The organism is Vibrio ulleungensis, assembly GCF_016900875.1.
GTDB classification, from domain to species: domain Bacteria; phylum Pseudomonadota; class Gammaproteobacteria; order Enterobacterales; family Vibrionaceae; genus Vibrio; species Vibrio ulleungensis.
In genome coordinates, this window is record NZ_JAFEUM010000002.1 from 135814 (window position 1) to 155226 (window position 19413).

General features: G+C 45.2%; 14 protein-coding genes. 9 read left to right on the forward strand and 5 right to left on the reverse strand.

Features of this window, described 5'->3' with window-relative positions; genetic code table 11:
• Positions 1 to 8 precede the first annotated feature (8 nt).
• The 5 genes from JQC93_RS05580 (at position 9) to cydC (ending at position 5719) form a co-directional block, all read left to right on the forward strand.
• On the forward strand, positions 9 to 329 hold the full coding sequence (locus tag JQC93_RS05580; protein WP_205157494.1) for a DUF3392 domain-containing protein: 321 nt from the start codon (positions 9 to 11) through the stop codon (positions 327 to 329).
• 76 nt (positions 330 to 405) lie between these two features.
• Positions 406 to 1062: a SanA/YdcF family protein gene (locus JQC93_RS05585; RefSeq protein WP_205158019.1), complete on the forward strand. Its 657-nt coding sequence runs from the start codon at positions 406 to 408 to the stop codon at positions 1060 to 1062.
• Between the two features lie 101 nt (positions 1063 to 1163).
• A complete protein-coding gene (gene trxB / locus JQC93_RS05590; protein WP_205157495.1) occupies positions 1164 to 2117 on the forward strand; it encodes a thioredoxin-disulfide reductase in 954 nt (317 codons plus the stop codon).
• 97 nt (positions 2118 to 2214) lie between these two features.
• Positions 2215 to 3999, forward strand: coding sequence for a heme ABC transporter permease/ATP-binding protein CydD (gene cydD / locus JQC93_RS05595; protein WP_205157496.1), 1785 nt, complete (start codon positions 2215 to 2217; stop codon positions 3997 to 3999).
• A complete protein-coding gene (cydC, locus tag JQC93_RS05600) occupies positions 3992 to 5719 on the forward strand; it encodes a heme ABC transporter ATP-binding protein/permease CydC (RefSeq protein ID WP_205157497.1) in 1728 nt (575 codons plus the stop codon). The genes cydD and cydC overlap by 8 nt, the downstream gene beginning before the upstream one ends.
• Before the next feature lie 59 nt (positions 5720 to 5778).
• On the opposite strand, the gene JQC93_RS05605 is transcribed toward cydC, so the two are convergent.
• From JQC93_RS05605 to JQC93_RS05620, 4 genes are all read right to left on the reverse strand, one after another.
• Positions 5779 to 6264 (reverse strand): outer membrane beta-barrel protein, encoded by a 486-nt coding sequence (locus JQC93_RS05605; RefSeq protein WP_205157498.1) that lies wholly within the window; start codon positions 6262 to 6264, stop codon positions 5779 to 5781.
• A 153-nt stretch (positions 6265 to 6417) separates the two neighbouring features.
• The gene (gene hrpA / locus JQC93_RS05610) at positions 6418 to 10317 is read right to left on the reverse strand and encodes an ATP-dependent RNA helicase HrpA (RefSeq protein ID WP_408068588.1); all 3900 of its coding nucleotides are present in this window, start codon (positions 10315 to 10317) and stop codon (positions 6418 to 6420) included.
• Positions 10318 to 10421: 104 nt separating this feature from the next.
• Entirely contained in the window at positions 10422 to 11738 is a 1317-nt protein-coding gene (locus tag JQC93_RS05615; RefSeq protein ID WP_205158021.1) for a MipA/OmpV family protein, read from the reverse strand.
• Between the two features lie 201 nt (positions 11739 to 11939).
• On the reverse strand, positions 11940 to 12680 hold the full coding sequence (locus JQC93_RS05620) for a sulfite exporter TauE/SafE family protein (RefSeq protein ID WP_205157499.1): 741 nt from the start codon (positions 12678 to 12680) through the stop codon (positions 11940 to 11942).
• 79 nt (positions 12681 to 12759) lie between these two features.
• Here JQC93_RS05620 and JQC93_RS05625 point away from each other — a divergent pair, with 79 nt between their 5' ends.
• Entirely contained in the window at positions 12760 to 13200 is a 441-nt protein-coding gene (locus JQC93_RS05625; RefSeq protein ID WP_205157500.1) for a tellurite resistance TerB family protein, read from the forward strand.
• A gap of 15 nt (positions 13201 to 13215) precedes the next feature.
• Here JQC93_RS05625 and JQC93_RS05630 read toward each other — a convergent pair whose 3' ends face one another.
• Positions 13216 to 13746 (reverse strand): 3'-5' exonuclease, encoded by a 531-nt coding sequence (locus tag JQC93_RS05630; protein ID WP_205157501.1) that lies wholly within the window; start codon positions 13744 to 13746, stop codon positions 13216 to 13218.
• A 238-nt stretch (positions 13747 to 13984) separates the two neighbouring features.
• Here JQC93_RS05630 and JQC93_RS05635 point away from each other — a divergent pair, with 238 nt between their 5' ends.
• The 3 genes from JQC93_RS05635 (at position 13985) to JQC93_RS05645 (ending at position 19308) form a co-directional block, all read left to right on the forward strand.
• Complete coding sequence (locus JQC93_RS05635) at positions 13985 to 14617, forward strand: DUF2760 domain-containing protein (RefSeq protein WP_205157502.1); 633 nt, start codon at positions 13985 to 13987, stop codon at positions 14615 to 14617.
• A 1-nt stretch (position 14618) separates the two neighbouring features.
• Complete coding sequence (locus JQC93_RS05640; RefSeq protein WP_205157503.1) at positions 14619 to 16496, forward strand: Hsp70 family protein; 1878 nt, start codon at positions 14619 to 14621, stop codon at positions 16494 to 16496.
• Between the two features lie 67 nt (positions 16497 to 16563).
• Positions 16564 to 19308 (forward strand): hsp70 family protein, encoded by a 2745-nt coding sequence (locus JQC93_RS05645; protein ID WP_205157504.1) that lies wholly within the window; start codon positions 16564 to 16566, stop codon positions 19306 to 19308.
• Positions 19309 to 19413: the final 105 nt, after the last annotated feature.

A 19413-nucleotide genomic window follows, 5' to 3' on the forward strand; every position in this document is an offset into this window, starting at 1 on the left:
GTCAGTACATGGATGTAATCAATAGTTTCGCGCAGTTGTTAAGACCGTACTTGTCGGAAATTGCGATTTCACTCGTTGCCTGCACGCTCGTGATAGCGGGCAACGATATCAATCGTATTGTTCGCGGTGTGTTGCGTGGCCACAATTTCGTACTCCGTACCCTCGCGTTTGTATTGATTAACGCTTTTGGCTACGGCCTGCTCATTGTTCACCTATCCCCTTTTCTTGCACGGCAACTCGCTACGCTTAATTCAAACTGGTTAGTGAGTGTTGTCTGCGGAAGCTTTTTGGTGATTGGTGTGTGGGCGCAACGAAATAGACAGGTGTAACGTGATTAGGCGCAAACCTCCTCGTTCATTGCTCATTTGGCTCGCTCGCACAGTCCGTTCGCTGCTTATCGGTGGATTGGTACTTGCTGTATTAGCAGTTACTTTTGTTGTCGGAGTTGACCAATGGATTGCTCACAAAGCAAAAAATAAAATTGTGTCTAGTGTCGCTGATGCTCCGCTTGCGCCTGTCGCACTCGTATTGGGAACCAGTAAGTACATCGGTAAGTCACTCAACCCTTACTATACCTTTCGTATAGAGTCAGCGATCGAGCTGTATCAACAAGGCAAGGTCAAAGGCTTCTTATTGAGCGGTGACAATGCTCACCGCTCGTATAACGAACCTTGGACAATGAAACGAGATTTATTAAAAGCGGGTATTCCTGAGTCAGTGATCTTTCTAGATTATGCAGGGTTTAGAACACTCGACTCTATCGTACGAGCTCAATCGATATTCGACGTAGACGAAATGATTATCGTGACGCAAACATTTCATTGCTATCGCGCACTTTATATTGCTGATCACATTAAAATTGATGCTCATTGTTTGGGCGTTAAAGCCCCAATCCCAACACATTGGTATAATGTAAGGTTTCGAGAAATATTTGCCCGCACAAAAGCATTTTTGGACATCAATATCATTCATACGCAACCTCGATTTTTAGGCGACAAAGAGCCTATCATCGAGTTGCTCAATAATCCTGAACCAGAAAAAAAGGTGCATCAACAGGATTGATTTTTGTTGTGATCGCCGCAACTTAACATTTTGACTGCTTTTACTATCTTCTGTGGCACAAAATCAATACACTGCCAAAAACGTTGTTAATTGGAGAATTCATGGCTGACGTTATCCATAATCCATTGATCATTTTAGGATCAGGCCCAGCGGGTTACACTGCTGCTGTATACGCTGCGCGCGCTAACCTATCACCACTGCTTGTGACTGGAATGCAACAAGGTGGTCAGTTAACCACGACAACTGAAGTTGAAAATTGGCCGGGCGATCCAGAAGGACTAACGGGTCCTGCTCTTATGGAACGCATGCAAAAGCACGCCGAGAAATTCGAAACCAACATTCAGTTTGATCATATTCACACTGTTGATTTAAAAAACAGACCTTTTACCTTAGTAGGTGATAACGCTACGTACACCTGTGACGCATTGATTATTTCAACAGGCGCATCAGCAAAGTATATTGGACTGGAGTCCGAAGAAGCGTTTAAAGGTCGCGGCGTGTCTGCTTGTGCGACTTGTGATGGCTTTTTTTACCGTAACCAAAAGGTTGCTGTGATCGGTGGAGGAAATACCGCCGTAGAAGAAGCACTGTATCTGTCAAACATTGCGTCAGAAGTTCATCTGGTCCATCGTCGTGATACCTTCCGTGCAGAAAAGATCCTCATCAAACGCCTAATGGACAAAGTCAACAATGGCAACATTGTTCTGCATTTGGACCAAACACTGGAAGAAGTTGTTGGCGACGATATGGGTGTCACTGGCATGAAGCTTAAAAATGTTCAGTCGGGATCGGTTGTTGAGCATGACGTTATGGGTGTATTTGTTGCCATAGGCCATCATCCAAATACCGAGATTTTCAATGGCCAACTAGAGATGAAGAACGACTATATTGTTGTTCAATCTGGGCTGGAAGGTAATGCGACTCAAACCAGTATTGCTGGTGTGTTCGCAGCAGGTGATGTGATGGATCATACCTATCGACAAGCCATTACCTCAGCGGGAAGCGGCTGCATGGCCGCACTCGATGCAGAGCGCTACTTAGACAGTATTGAATAGTAATCAGGGCGTCAGTTAATTCTGGCGCTCTACTCATTAACCTGTCACTTAATTATTACGTCAGCAATCTATGCCACATAGATTGTATGGAATCTGCATGGACAAGCACACTCAAAAATCTCTTCGTAACTGGTTAAAGTTACAATCTAAACAAGCTCAGAAATGGATGATGCTATCAATAGCAATGGGGCTTGTATCGACCGTCGCCATTATTGCTCAAGCGGCGTTTATTGCGACCCTTTTACATTCAGCCATTATCGAAGCCACCGCATTAGAGCACCTGACCTCTCCTATTTTTGGTCTCGTTGCTGCTCTCGTTGTGCGCTCGTTGGCAAACTATGTGAAAGAAATCGCTGGGTTTAAAGCTGGTGCTCATATCAGAGTGTATATCAGACAGCTTGTGCTAGATAAGGTTCGTCAACTCGGTCCTGCGTATATCCAACAGAAGCAAGCTGGCGCTTGGGCAACGCTTATTTTAGAGCAAGTAGAAGAGATGCAAGATTACTTTGCAAAGTATCTTCCCCAAATGACCTTGGCTGGCGCAGTGCCTTTAATGATCCTGATTGTGGTATTTCCGCAAAACTGGGCTGCTGGCGTTATTTTCCTATTCACCGCACCTCTTGTTCCACTATTTATGGCTTTAGTCGGCAAGAAAGCCGCTGAAGCAAACCGCAAAAATTTTAAAGCGTTGCAGCGGTTGTCAGGCCACTTTTATGACCGCTTACAAGCATTAACCACCATACGCCTGTTTAATCAAGCTGATCAACAAGTTGAGCAGCTTAACGCTGCATCCGAAGTGTTTCGCAAGCGCACCATGAGCGTGCTAAAAATTGCCTTTCTATCCTCGGCGGTTCTAGAGTTTTTTACCTCAGTTTCCATCGCTATAACAGCGGTGTATTTTGGGTTTTCATTTATTGGTGAGCTCAATTTTGGTAACTATGGCTTGCCACTGACGTTATTCACCGGCTTATTCATACTCATCCTTGCCCCTGAGTTTTACCAACCACTTCGCGATCTTGGTGCTTATTATCACGCAAAGCAACAAGCCATTGGCGCAGCCGAATCACTGGTTGAGTTCCTAAATATTGCTGTTTATCAATCACAGTCGACAACACCAATTCCAGCCACCGACTCACTGCGGATCGAAGCAAAAGACCTGATTGTAACCGCTCAAGATGGCACTCAGTTAGTCGGTCCTATTAACGTCACAGTAGAGCAAGGAGAAAGTATTGCACTCGTTGGCCACAGTGGCGCAGGTAAAACGAGCTTAATCAATGCAATACTCGGCTTTCTACCATACAAAGGCAGCTTAAAGGTGAATGGTATTGAACTAAAAACCATTCAATCGGCAAGTTGGCATCAATGTATCAGTTGGGTTGGTCAAAATCCAATGTTGCTACATGGCACCTTGTTAGAAAACCTTAATTTAGGTGACCATGCCTACTCTGATCAGCAGATTCAACACGCACTGCATCAGTCACACAGTGATGAATTTGTTCACGAGCTCGGTTTAGATTATCAAATAGAAGACCAAATGGGCGGCTTATCTGTAGGTCAAGCTCAGCGACTTGCTCTAGCACGCGCCATTCTCCAGCAAGGGCAACTGTGGATCATAGATGAGCCTACCGCCAGCTTAGACTCTACCAGTGAAGCGCTCATTTTTGATTCTCTTTCACAGGTGACACAGCATAAGACAACACTCATGATCACTCACCAACTCTCCGCGCTTTCCACGGTAGATCGCGTACTGGTAATGGAAAAGGGCCAGATTGTCGAACAGGGTTCTTACGCCGAACTGGTTAAACAAGAAGGTGCATTTCATCGAATGCTAAACGACGCTCAGCACTTGTCATTAGACGGTAAGGAGAATTTAGATGGGTGATCTTAAACCTTACTTCCAGCTCTATAAGAAGCATTGGTTTCATCTAACCATTGGTTCGCTGATTGGATTGCTCACGCTTCTCGCCTCTGTTGGATTGTTAACTGTATCAGGATGGTTTCTATCTGCATCGGCAGTTGCCGGTTTAACCATTGCTCGCCAAACGTTTAATTACATGCTACCTGGTGCGGCGGTTAGAGGACTTGCAATAAGTCGAACTGCAGGTCGTTGGGGCGAGAGGGTGATCACGCATGATGCCACCTTTAAACTGCTAACGGATCTTCGTGTTCGATTTTTCAAACGCATGATCCCACTATTTCCACGAAAAAATGCCACTCTTCGTGACGCTGACTTACTAAACAGAATCACGGCTGATGTCGAAGCAATGGATCATATCTATCTAAGATTGGTCAGCCCTATTGCACAGAGTCTTATCGGTATTGTATTGCTGTCACTCATCGTAGCCTGGTTTGATACAGCCTCTGGACTTTGGCTAGGGACGACGCTTATTGCGGTCATGGTTATTTGGCCTCCCTTATTCTATAAACTGGGAAAGCACAATGGTGAACAACTCACTCTAACCAAAGCGACACTCCGAACGACACTGATCGATTATATTAGTGCGCACTCTGAACTTCTGATTTATGGCGGCGAAAACAAACGCTATAAGCAATTTATTCAGCAGCAAAGCAAGCTTATTGAACACCAGTTCTATCATGCTCGAATCAGTGCCTTAGCGAGCTCGTTACTCATGTTGGTAAATGGCGTTACCTTACTGGGTATCCTCTATTTGGGATTAAATGGCTATCACGGGGAGCCTGCAACTCCAATTACCGCTTTGATAGTGTTTGCCGCACTGTCTAGCATGGAACTGCTAATCCCTATAGCGGGGGCATTTCAGTTTTTAGGTCAAACTCTCACTTCAGCGAAGAGATTGAATCAAATAACGGAAGCATCCCCAGAAGTGACGTTTTTGGATGATGGCGCACAGGCTCAACCGCTGTCTTCTCAGTCGCTGGATGTTCAAATCGACAACGTAAGTTTTCAGTATTCAGAGCGCCCTGTTCTCCAGCAGATTGATTTAACGTTGCCTGCGGGCAGTAAAACTGCGTTATTGGGTAAAACAGGCTGTGGCAAGTCAACACTGGCACAACTGCTCACTCGCAGCTGGGATTGCGATTCCGGAGAGATAGTTTTTAATGGTGTGTCGCTGCGTCAAATCCCAGAAGACGTGCTAAGAGCGTCAACCTCTGTCGTGAGCCAGCGTGTTGACATTCTGAATGATAGTTTGCGAAACAATCTCACTATTGCCAACAACAAAGCTGATGACGAGCAACTCGCCGACGCATTACACAAGGTAGAGCTATCGCATTTACTCGATGACACTGGCCTAGAACAGTGGCTTGGCGACGGTGGACGCCAGTTATCTGGCGGCGAAAAACGTCGTATTGGACTGGCAAGGATGCTTCTTCACACTGGTAAACTGGTGATTTTAGATGAAGCAACTGAAGGACTTGATAAAACAACGGAAAAGAAAATGCTTGATCTTATTACCGAGCATTGTAAGAACAAAACGGCGTTGTTCATTACCCATAGACTGTCCAACCTGCATACCATGGACACTATAGTAATGATGGAGTCTGGACGGATCGTAGAGCAAGGTGACTTTAGGTTCCTGCTGAAACAAAACGGTCGATTTAAACGCCTTACCGAAGCGCTCTAAATCATACAAGCAATAAAAAAAGCCCCTTTTGGGGCTTTTTTATACGTCGAGAAATCGTATTAGAAAATATGAATTGTCGCGTTCAGAGTAAAGCTATCTACGTTACGATCGCCCATTGCGAAGTTCTGGTAGCCCGCACCGATTGATACCATAGAAAACACAAAGTATTCAGCGCCAACACCATACATGATGTCATAGCCATCTTCGTCACTAAAGCCAGTCGCACCTGCTAGGTCGTAAGTGTGAGCGCCAAGACGGCCATAGACGTGCAGTGGACCAAAATCGATGCTTGGTTTAATAGCCAAGTACAAAGACGATGAAGAATCTACATCAAAGTCAGAAAAGCCTGCACTACCGTGATTTTGGTAGCCTGCTTCAATACCAATGATTGGAAGAATACCAGTACCAATGTGAAGGCCAGTTGTTGTTGCACTGTCGCTATCAAAACCAGCTTGACCAATGTTTGCGCCGCCGTAAAGCCATGCGTCTGCCATTGCGAACGTTGAAGTACCTACTAGAGCAAGAGCAAGAAGTGTCTTTTTCATTATATTTCCTTTTGGATAATTCCATGCGGCAATCTACATTGCCGCTCTTTGAGCTTTAAGCTGTATTATGCAAATTTTTGGCCATCTAACCAGAGCTTAGTAACCTCAACTCATAGTTGTCGTTCTAAGTGATTTAAAAATCAGCACATTTTGCTACAACTCCGAAATAGCGTTATAAATACGTTTGTCTGAAATTGGAAATGGCGTACCCAGTTGCTGTGCAAAATAGCTGACCCGCAGCTCTTCGATCATCCAACGGATAGTTTTTGCCTCTTCAGGCACTGCCATACCCTTAGGTATTTTGTTAAGCAATTCTTTATATGCGGTATTGACCGACTCTATCTTTAACATGTGTATTCTATCTTTAGCTGGATCAATTGGGAGTTTTTCTAAACGCCTTTCTAGAGCCTTCATGTATCGCAGAATATCAGGCAACTTCTCCCAACCACAATCTGTCGCAAATCCTTTGTAAATTAGCCCTTCTAATTGCGCTTTAATGTCAGAAAGTGCAAATGCCATTGACAGGTCTACCCTACCCTTAAGCTTTTTATTGATCCCAAACGCCATGGTTAAAATGGTTTCAACCTGTTGTGCAATTTCAACCACAGTATCGCCGAGCTCTCCTCGGACCGTTTCTTTTAGACGCTCAAAAGACTCCGACTCCCAAACCAAACCTCCATGCTCTGCAATGAGTTTATCCACACCGCAGGCAATACAATCATCAATCAAATCCATAACTTTTCCATACGGATTAAAGTAAAGCCCTAGTTTTGATTTATTCGGCAAATTGGCATGCAAGTATTTGATTGGCGAAGGGACATTAAGTAGCAATAATCGGCGTTGTCCTTGCTGCATAACCTGTTGTTGCTCCGCTTGCGTTTCATAAAGTTTGATGGAAACACTGTTTTTGTCGTCGACAATCGCTGGAAACGCTTTAACTTTAAAACCACCACGCTTTTGTTGATACACTTCTGGTAGCGCGCCAAAACTCCAAGTGTGCAAATCGCGTTGCTCAATATCATCGTCGGCAACTTTCGACAAAGTTTGCTGAACTTTATCTTTTAAGCTCTCTTTTAACTCAAAAATATCTGTGTGCTCTTTGAGCTTTCTATTGCGATGATCGACAGCTCGATAGGTAATTCTTAAATGCTCAGGAACTTGATCCAACTTCCAGTCTTCACGAAGAACTTCCACCCCAGTCATGCGGCGCAGTTCTTTTTCCAGTGCATCTAACAACGGCATCTGCATCGGTTCTATACGCGCTAGAAACGCTTGTGCATAGTTCGGTGCAGGAACAAAATTTCGTCTTAGCGTTTTTGGCAAAGACTTTATCAACGCAATGATCAACTCTTCACGAAGACCTGGAATTTGCCAATCAAAGCCGTCTTGCGTGACCTGATTAAGAATAGGCAGCGGGATATGTACCGTTACACCATCACTGTCTTGACCGGGTTCAAACTGATAGCTCAATTTGAGTTTCAAGCCATCTTGATACCAAAAGTTAGGATAGTCTAAATCGGTAATATGAGACGCATCACCTTTGAACAGTGCTTGTTTTTTAAAATTAAGCAGCTCGGGTGACGATTGCTGGGTCTTTTTCCACCAGCTATCAAAGTGCTTGCCAGAGACGACATCAGTGGCGATACGTTGATCGTAAAACAGATAGAGATCTTCGTCGTCAATCAATATGTCACGGCGGCGCGATTTATGCTCAAGTTCTTCAACTTCTTTGATGAGCTTCATATTGGCTTTAAAAAACGGATGCTTATTGTCCCAGTCACCTTCGACTAGTGCAGAGCGAATAAAGATTTCTCGAGAAACAACCGGATCTATGTTGCCATAGCTCACGAGACGTTTAGCAACTATAGGGATGCCATACAGCGTTACTTTTTCATAGGCCATCACTTGAGCGCGTTTTTTCGACCAATGTGGCTCGCTATGGCTACGTTTAATCAGATGCCCGGCAACCGGCTCTATCCATTCTGGTTGGATCTTGGCAACAATGCGGCCCCATAAGCGCGATGTTTCAACCAACTCTGCTGCAATTATCCATTTAGGCTGCTTTTTAAACAGTCCAGATGCTGGGAAAATATTAAAGCGAGCGTTGCGAGCACCCTGATATTCATTCTTTTCTTGGTCTTTAACACCAATGTGCGACAACAAGCCCACAAGAAGCGCTGCGTGGATCGTTTGATTGTCCGCAGGCGATTTGTTGGGTTTGTAATCAAGCTCTCCCATCACTTGGGAAACTTGGAAGTAAACGTCCTGCCATTCACGTACACGTAGGTAATTTAGAAAGTCTTGTTTGCACTGTTTTCTAAATTGATTACCTGAAAGCGCCTTTTGCTGCTCTTTAAGATAATTCCACAAGTTAACAAATGCGATAAAGTCAGACTCTTTGTCAGCAAAGCGTCGGTGTTTATCGTCCGCTGACTGCTGCTTGTCTGAAGGACGCTCACGAGGATCTTGAATTGCCAATGCCGACGTGATCACCATCATCTCATGCAAACAACCCAATGCTGGTGCCGCCAATACCATTCTCGCCAGTCTAGGGTCGATAGGTAAGCGAGCAAGCTGTCGACCAATTTTGGTTAGACGATGGACACCACTACTATCACTTTTTTGTAATGCGCCTAACTCGTCCAGTAGTCTTACACCGTCAGAAATATTGCGTTTATCGGGCGCTTCAACAAACGGAAATGCTTGAATATCACCTAACCCCAAAGCCGTCATTTGTAAGATAACTGAGGCGAGATTGGTTCTTAAAATTTCTGGGTCTGTAAACTCAGGGCGGCTTAGGAAATCCTCTTCTGAGTACAAGCGAATGCAAATACCTTCGCTCACTCGTCCGCAACGCCCTTTCCGCTGGTTAGCGCTGGCTTGTGACACAGCCTCAATCGGTAATCGCTGCACTTTGGTGCGATAGGAGTAGCGACTAATACGTGCGGTACCTGGATCAACAACATACTTGATGCCGGGTACTGTTAGACTGGTTTCGGCAACGTTAGTACTGAGTATGATTCGTCGACCAGCATGTGATTGAAATACTCGGTTTTGTTCAGCCGATGATAAGCGCGCATAGAGGGGCACCACTTCGGTGGCTCTAAGTTTCAATCGATTAAGCGATTCTGCTGTATCTCTGATTTCTCGTTCACCATTCAAAAACACGAGAATGTCGCCTTGACCTTCCAGGCATAGCTCTTCGACGGCGTCATTAATGCCTTCTAGCACGTCTCGCTCTGACTCATCCTCACCATTAAGTGGACGATATCGAGTTTCTACTGGGTAGGTGCGCCCCGACACTTCAATGATCGGTGCATTATTAAAGTGTTTTGAAAAGCGCTCCGGGTCGATTGTTGCGGAAGTAATAATGACTTTGAGATCCGGTCTCTTAGGCAGCAAGTTGCGAAGATAACCCAAGATAAAGTCGATGTTTAAGCTTCGTTCGTGCGCTTCATCGATAATGATAGTGTCATACTGATTTAAGAATCGATCATGTTGAATCTCGGCCAACAAAATACCGTCAGTCATAAGCTTGACCTGAGTTTTGTCCGAGACTTGATCGTTAAAACGAACTTTATAGCCAACAAACTCGCCAAGCGGTGTATGCATTTCTTCTGCAATGCGGTTTGCAACGGAGCGAGCGGCTAAACGTCTTGGCTGAGTATGGCCAATTAAACCATACTTGCCTCTGCCAAGCTCTGCACAAATCTTTGGTAGCTGTGTGGTTTTCCCCGACCCTGTTTCGCCTGCCACAATCACAACTTGATTCTCTTCAATGGCTTTGGCAATGTCGTCGCGCTTTTGACTGACTGGCAAGTCCTGTGGATAGTCAATAACAGGCTTAGCATTAAGGCGCGATTGCACCTCACTCATTGAACGAGCAATATCGAGCGCTATCTGGTCATAAACAGCGTTTCTTGACTCCTCTGCTTTAACTCTTTGTTCTCCTTGAATTCGCTTGGACAAGCGAAAGCGGTCTCGGATCATGCATTGAGACAAGGCTTTTCTTAGGCTCTTCGGGGAGTTTTGTTCAAATGTGGGGGATGACACGCGCGACCTTCCATCTACGATTCTATTGCGCGCGATTGTAGCATAACCGTCAACAAAAAGGCCGCTTCAAGCGGCCTTAGTCAGTCGATTATTAGGCCAGATGGCTAAAAATGATACTGTAAATACACAGCGTTATAGTTACTTCCGCCTTTAAGTCGGCCGTATTGAGACGACTTTTCGAATATGGCTGAACGGTGATGAACATAGTAGCCTAGCCAAAGGTCATTAAGATCTGGGGAGTTAAACAGATCACCTATATTCACATCAAAAGAAAAGTCTAAGTAATTTAGCAAGTTACTAGTGTTTGCATAGTCTTTTCTTTCGGTAAAGTCATACTGTTCCAAGTAAGTGACATCTTTGACGTAAGACAAACCTTCGGCAACACCGACACGCCATTTAAATGGCCAGTTAATCGTGTAATAGGCTTTAATTGCGACGACATATTCTTGGGTGCTGCTTTGTTTTTCGTGGCTCCAGTGCCAACCAAAACCAGGTGTTACAAACACTTCTAAAGGAAGACCAAACAACTCATCGGTTAACGGGTGTCCATAAAACAACGTCGTCAATTGACTGTTGTAAGGATCTTTTTCGACATCAAAGCGCATAATATCACCTAAACTCGATGGCGTTCCCCAAGCATGGGCAATTCTCCAATAAGCTTTGCTGTCTAGTTCTTTTTTAGGTGGCACATCTTTGTTGTTAAAGAAGCCAAATCCAAGGTAGTACTCAGCCTGTGTGGATTCATTAATAAACGAGACACTTTGGGCTTCATCATCTAAAAATCGATAATCAATTCCGGCAAGTAAATAAAGGTTGGACGCTACATGGTAGGAAACATCTAAACCGATATTATAATCAATACCCGAACCGATAGATTCACCCACTTGCACATCGTCAACAACCAGCGGCTCCAAACCGTAATACAAAGAGTTAAAGCTTGCCGTCTTGTAGCGCATTCTCAAATTGGGTTCAAATATAAAATCGTTATAACCGTAAGTGCCACGCGCTTCTAAGTTTGAGTGCCAATTGGTTTTCTTATCTACCATGGCATCAAGTCTAAGTGTCCAATTTTCATCGACGTTATAGTCAAAAAGGACACCAACGTCACCTGTGTCTCCACCAATAAAGTTTTGATAGTCAGCAGGAATATCAATAAAGCGCATGCGAGCGATAGCAGACACAGTTAGCGGGCTTTGGTCATTGTCATATAGATACAAACCGCCCTCAATCCCATCTAAGTAACCGATTTCACCTTTGTAAAAAAGCATTGGGATAAACGTCGACACCGAATCTTCGTCAATACCATTATCGTATACAACGTCTGCATTTCGAAAAACTGCAGCGATGCCCCATTCTTGCTCTGGGTAGACATTATCGGCCGCATAAGTGGCTGTTGAGACAAAAGCAGTGCCAATGGACATCGCCAATAAAGAAAGTTGCGTAGAATGTTTAAACAATTAAGAATCCTTTCTTAGGGAACAGTCATTGATAAGTGATAAATATCCACGCTATACAATGACGTCGATTGCTCTAATGAGTGTAATCGCAATCCCATGATAAAAAAAGAGTAGTGTGCACTCAATCACATTGATGAGAAACACGAATAACAAAACAAGTGGCTACTAATAAAACAGAAACCCTTGCACGATGGCGGTGATTCCGCTCAGTGAACATAGCACCAAAGAACCATAGCGAATACTTTGTTGCGATATGCGTCCTAAACAGAGCAGCGCTAATCGATAGCCTAAGTAAGATGCAGGCAATAATGGTAGTGTCAGCCACACATGGGTAAGCGTGAAATGACCAACAAAAAATAATACAATCAAAGACATAATCGAGCTAAAAAAGAAGAATGCCGACAGGTTACCACGTAACTTATTGGCCTCTTGGTGCTGCAATAAAAGTGCCATAGGTGGTCCCCCAATGGCCGACGACGTGCCCATAAACCCTGAGAAAAATCCCGCAATCATCATGCGTGACGGATTTGGCTCTATACGAATAGGCAACAAACTAATGCATACCGAAAGCAATACAAAAAATCCAAGTGCTAATGACATTAAAGAGGCAGACACGTACACCAGTAACAACCCGCCCACGACCGATCCCGGAATGCGGCCTATTATCGCCATTTTAAGTCCACCAATAGAGATCGAACTTTTGTGTTTAGAGGCATTAATTAACGACAGTCCAATTGCGACGAGGCAAATTGGCGCGGGAACGTAATGGGGATCCAGTTGAAACAGCAGTGGCGCTGCCACAATGGCCATGCCAAAACCAATGGTTGTTTGTACAAATGACCCAGCAAATATCAGTAAAACGGCAAGGGCTACATCTAATGTGAATATCGAACTCAATTCAAACATGTTGCGCTTAAGGCTCCAAAGGTTGTATTTTTGTAGTTTGCACCCATTTAAAACTTAACCTGTTTGAATCGAGGCAACTATGATTAGAAAGATCAGTCAATTGTTCCAAAAGCTAAATCCTGAGCCACTTGAAACCAGCAGTGAGTCTCAGCATCAAGCCATTGCAGGGTTACTCTGTGAAGTATCGCATGCCGATAGTGTGGCGGATCTAGACGAGCATCAAGCCAAAGTAAGTTTGCTTCAAAAAATCACTCAAATTCCAGAAAGTGAATCAATTGCTCTCATCGAAAAAGGGGCTCAACAATTAAAAGACGCGGTGTCACTGTTTGAATACACCACACAGTTGAGAGCCATGGATCCAGAGCAGCGTTTTGAGCTAATTCAAGGTCTATGGGAAGTCGCCTATGCCGACGGTACCGTTGATCCGCAAGAAGAAGCGATCATTCGCCAAGTTGCGGAGCTTTTGTACGTGGATCATAGTGAATACATTAGAGCCAAGTTATCGGTAGTGCCGCACTAAGATAAGCAGACGCGATTACAACATGGTAAGCGCCAGTTTCGCCAAATTGTAGGCATCGACATAACCCGAATGCTGTCGCCCTTCCCAAGCAATACCTTGAGATTCTTGAGCCTGCTTATGCCCTATTCGTTTGTCTTTTAGGCGGTGCTGGATTCGATACAATGTGGCTAAGTTAATAAACTCTTTGAACGGAAACGGAATTCCTTTCGATTCACACTCATTAAAAAATATAAGGTCATCTCTACCCCAACTGGCGTAAATCTTATTCGTGCCACCGAAGTTTTTGATCATGGACTGAATAACCTGCTCTAGAGGTCTGCCTTGTTTTTCAATTTTTCGCGGAGTAATACCGGTTAGTTCAACACAAAACTGAGACACCTGATCTCGTTCTGGTTTCACATAATATTGAGCACGTTTCACGATGCGTTTTGAGGCCAAGTCGATCTCCGCTAGCCCTATTTCAATTATCTCTCCCGTTGTGCCCTTGCCATCCACGTTCCAACAACACATTTCAAGGTCGAAACACACTACACGGTTATAGTTCATGCTCGTTGAGTCCTAAAATTTCTTGCCACAGATTGTACCCATCCCATCGCTCAGGTCAAAGAACAAAGAACCTACTAGGCATTAAAAGCGACTGGATTGATTACTTTTTGTCTCACCTACGATAGATTGCTGTAAAAGTGGTCGAATCAGCGGGTGTAGATGCTTGAATTAATTACACTCAACCCCATATAAAGCTACAATCTAGTCAATTATCTATTCAATAGCGAGAGCATGTACCATGACTGTAAACCTTTCCCAGATCCCTGAGGTTTTTGATCTATTACACGGCATATTAGCCGCGTTAGCCTTGACTGGCTTTCTATTGGCATTCAACAAAAAACCCCAACTTATCGAAAAAGAAGTTGAAGTCGAAAAGATTGTAGAGGTTGAAAAACCAGTTGAGAAAATCGTTGAAGTTGAAGTAGAGAAAGTCGTTGAGGTCGAGAAAGTTATCGAGAAAGTGGTTGAAGTTGAATCAAACCTTACCACCACGAATCAAGATTCTGCGTTGCAGTTGCTGTCGCTAATGCAAAAAGAAGCTCGCCTCATCGATTTCCTCAACGAAGACTTAACCGGCTTTAGCGATGAAGATGTAGGTGCTGCGGCGCGCGTCATCCATACGGGTGGTCAAAAACTGCTTAAAAACTATGTCGAATTGTCGCCTGTGCGCACTGAAAGCGAAGAAACAACGGTACAAATAGAGCAAGATTTTGATCCCCAAAGTATCCGCCTAGTAGGGCAAATCGTTGGTGACGGACCGTATCGTGGATTGCTGCTACATAAAGGTTGGAAAGTAGATAAGCTTTCGCTTCCAAAACTATCAAAGGACATTAATTTGTCGGTCATTGCTCCAGCAGAGGTAGAACTCTAATATGTCACAAGCGTTGTATCATGTGGGTATAGATTTAGGAACGACCCACTCCGTAATAGCTTACAAGGATAAAAGTGACCAAAACAATGGCGTTCAGTTGCTGCCCATTGCGCAACTTACCGCTCCAGGGCAAGTTGAAGAGCCTCTTCAGCTCGCGTCTTTCGTTTACCAAGCTCATCATCACGAATTGGGCGAAGGGTCTCGAACCCTTCCTTGGACGACAGAGCCAGAGGCGTTAGTCGGGACAATTGCTCGTAACATGGGCGCCAAAAGTCCCACTCGATTAGTCAGCTCAGCGAAGTCATGGTTGTGCCATGCCGGAGTTAATCGCCGCGAAGCTATTTTACCTGCTGGTAGTCCAGAGGAAGTTGAGAAAATTTCTCCTTTACGAGCAACGGAGCTGTATCTTACACACCTTCATGATGCGTGGAACCATCGCTTTCCAAACGCACCTATTTCGGAACAAGATGTCACTATCACTGTGCCCGCATCGTTTGATCCAGCAGCGCGTGAACTCACTGCTGAGGCGGCGCGTAGTATCGGTTTTGAACATCTCACTCTGCTTGAGGAACCTCAGGCAGCTCTTTACAGCTGGCTAAACTTGGCGGCAGACGACTGGCGTGAGCAGCTAGAAACTGGCGATACTATCTTAGTCGTCGATGTTGGCGGCGGTACCACCGACCTTTCACTGGTGGCGGTTAACGATGATGACGGCAACCTCTCTCTCGAACGTATTGCAGTGGGCGAACACATCTTGCTTGGCGGCGACAACATGGATCTTGCCCTCGCCTACCAAGTGAAAGCAAAACTCGCAGCGATTGGCAAAGATATCCAGCCATGGCAAATTCAGGCTATTACTCAAGCTTGTCGTGATGCGAAAGAAACATTGCTTGCAGACAACGACATAGAGTCAGTGCCTATCGTTGTCCCGAGTCGTGGTTCAAAGTTGCTAGGTACTACGCTCAAGTGCGAGTTAACCCGACACGAAGTTACGCAGTTCTTAGTCGAAGGATTTTTCCCTAACGTTTCTATAGACAATCAACCGCAACAAGCCCGCCGAGGTGCTCTAACCCAAATGGGTCTGCCTTACGCGCAAGATCCAGCCATTACCAAGCATATTGCCGGTTTTCTTTCCAAACATGGCGAAAACGCGGAGCAAACCAATGACCCATATGCGGCAATGGTTAGTAATCCAATGTTGGGTGGACAACCTGCAGAGGCAGCTTCTAGCGCAAGTTTTAGAGCGCCTACTGCCATTTTATTTAATGGTGGCGTATTAAAGTCTGATCGACTGAGAGCACGCCTGCTAGACACCATAAACCAATGGCTTACTGAAGCAAATAAACCAAACTTAAAAGTACTGACGGGTACAGATTTGGATTTGGCGGTTGCTCACGGCGCGGCATACTACAGTGAAGTACGACAAGGTGATGGCGTTCGCATTCGCGGCGGTATCTCATCGAGCTTTTATATCGGCGTTGAAAGTGCATTACCTGCCATTCCTGGAATGGCGCCACCGATGGAAGCCTATTGTATTGCGCCATTTGGTCTTGAAGAAGGCAGCGAAGCTGTCATGCCAAAAAAAGAATTTGGTCTTGTCGTGGGTGAACCGGTGCATTTCCAATTCTTTGGCTCAACGGCTCGTCACCATGACCAAGCAGGAGATCTACTTGACCACTGGGCTGACGGCGAATTGGATGAACTGCCTGAAGTGCATCTAACGTTGTCCGCAGATAATGGACGTCAACCTGGTGACATTGTCCCGGTTACACTGCGATCTTCGGTTGATGAATTAGGTACTCTGCAGTTGCAAGCTATTGCATCAGACAATCAAGAAGCGTGGCGTGTTGATTTTGACCTGCGGGCAGAACAAGAATAACCCTTAATCAAAACGGCGCTTTAAGCGCCGTTTCATATTGCTAATTTGTTTTATCTTAGGTGACCCTATGAGCCGTCCAGCTTACTTAGTGGGAATTGATCTTGGTACCACTCACTGCGTCGTGGCTTTCGCCAGTATTGATGCTAACCCCAATGAGCCGATTAACTTACTTCCCATTCCACAACTTATTGGTCCTGGACAAGTAGCAGACAGACTCAGTTTGCCTTCTTTTCGGTTTCATCCGCATTCGACACAATTTAGCGTCGCTGATCTCACCCTACCTTGGCAACAGCAGCCGGTGTTAGGCGATGAGCAACCTGCAATCATTGGCGAGTGGGCTCGCGAATTGGGTACGCACTCTCCATCACAACTGGTGTCTAGTGCGAAAAGCTGGCTGTCCCACGACAAAGTCGATAGACATGATTCCATTTTACCCTGGATTGCGAGCGAAGAGACTCACCGCATATCGCCGGTTATTGCCAGTGCGAGTTACCTCAATTACTTGCGACAAGCATGGGATCATCAACATCCCGTCCACAAACTTGCCGAACAAAAGCTAACAATCACCATTCCCGCCTCTTTTGATGAAGCAGCTCGAAAACTTACCTTAGAGGGCGCGGCACTCGCGGGATTACATAATGTTACCCTGCTAGAAGAGCCTCAAGCCGCGTGTTACGACTGGGTTGCTCGAAGTCAGCAAGACGCTGAGCAGCAGCTCAAAGAGCATGCGTCAATTTTAGTGGTGGATGTTGGGGGCGGTACTACCGACTTAAGCTTAATAGCCACCCATGACCACAATAACAATTTTGAGTTGAACAGGGTTGCAGTCGGAGAGCACTTAATGCTTGGCGGTGACAACATTGACCTTGCCATCGCTCATCTCGCTGAAAGGAGCTTAAATAACAATGCGCGTATGAATACGGCCAATCTAAGTAAGCTGGCTCAACAAGCGCGTAAAACGAAAGAGCTGCTGCTAGGCGACAACGAACTGACTGAATCAAAAATCACATTACTCGGTAGCGGCTCAAAGCTTATTGGAGCAAGCCGAAGTACCTCCGTAACGAAATCTGACCTTCATCAATTAGCGTTAGACGGCTTTTTCCCACTTACTGATATCGACACTCTGCCTAGTACCAAACGAGGCGCGATCGTAGAGTTTGGTTTACCGTTTGTCTCAGATCCTGCTATATCGAAACATATAGCCCAATTTTTAGCTCAACATCAACAGCAGACAGGTTTACCTACAGCGGTGCTCTACAACGGTGGTTTATTTAACAGTGCTTTAGTCGCAAAACGCGTTACTGAACTTCTATCATCGTGGTCAAGTCGTGAGGTGACTGTATTAGAGAACCCTCACCCTGATCACAGTGTTGCTTATGGCGCCGTTGCCTTTCTACAGGCCAAACAAGGTAAACTAGCCACCATCAAGAGTGGTGCATCGCGCAGTTTCTACCTGCACCTTCCTAGCAAAAGTGGCCCCGGTCGAGCTTTGTGCTTACTTAAAAAAGGGGAAATGCCAGGAACCGAGGTTAAACTCACCGGTCGCACTTTCAATCTTACGATCAATCAGCCCGCTCGATTTCATGTACTCAGTGCCCATCAAGAGATATTGATTAAACAGAATGAAGTTGCGCACGGTCAGATCATCGACGTCGTGAACGCACCTTTGCATCCGCTACCAGCACTTGTTACTACGATAAGTGACAAGAGCATTGATGCCAACAACGTGGACGTCCAACTGATCACTCAGCAAACCGAGATTGGAACCATTAAGCTCGAGTGTCAATCCTTGGTTTCTGATCACCGTTGGGAGCTAGAGTTCGATACTCGACAACATGCTAATCCAGATTCTGACGGTGCACCCTCCCCTCAACTTAAGACTGCCAATCAACTCATCAGTCAGGCTTTCAGTGGGAACCGGAAAATTTCTGACGGAAAAGAAATCAAAACTCTTACTCGCCATCTAGAAAAACAGCTCGGCAACAAAGATGATTGGTCATTTAACACGCTTCGCAGTATTTACGATACCTTGCAGCAAGGAAGAAAAAGACGTCGCCGTAGCGATAGACACGAACAAGTTTGGCTACGACTTGCGGGACATACACTTAGACCAGGGTTTGGCGACGTGAATGACTCTTGGCGTATTGAGCAGCTATGGGCATTGAATCAGCATACATTGCAATTTCCATCCACTCAGTCGTGGAATGACTGGTGGACGTTATGGCGCCGCGTCGCTGGTGGATTAAATCAGGAACAACAAGAGCAGTTGTTGACACAACTTGCACCCTTTTTGCACCCAGGTGCTGTTAGCAGTAAGCAAGGACGCGAACGTGCTCATCAACATGGGTACGAGTCGATGGTGCGATTGGCCGCGTCATTAGAACAACTTGAAGCCGAAGATAAACTGCTACTAGGAAACTGGTTCTTTAAACGAGCAACCCAACAAAAAGATCATGTTGCGACACACTGGTGGGCAGTTGCACGGATCGGGACAAGATTTTCAATGCAACAGAGCCAACAAAAACTGTTGCCAAAATCCACGGTTGAAGCATGGTTAACCTCGTTGCTTGCGTTAAGTTGGGACAAAAGTGATGGCATTGCATTTTGTGCAAGCATGCTCGCCGCCAACGTCGCTGATCGTGAACTGGTGGTTAGCGACTCACTGCAACAGCAAGTCATCGCGCGTTTACAACAGGTTAAAGCACCAGCGAGTTGGATCTCAATGGTCGCTAATGTGCAACAATTGGATAGCGAATCTCAGGCTAAAGCTTTAGGTGATACGCTGCCAAGTGGTTTAAAACTGGTGTCATAGAATACACCTTAGCCACTGTAATCAGTGATCAATACGCGCCGTTTTGCGTAAAAAATAGTGGTGACATTGAAAGAAAAATAGCGAAAACCATGTCTACGTTAATAA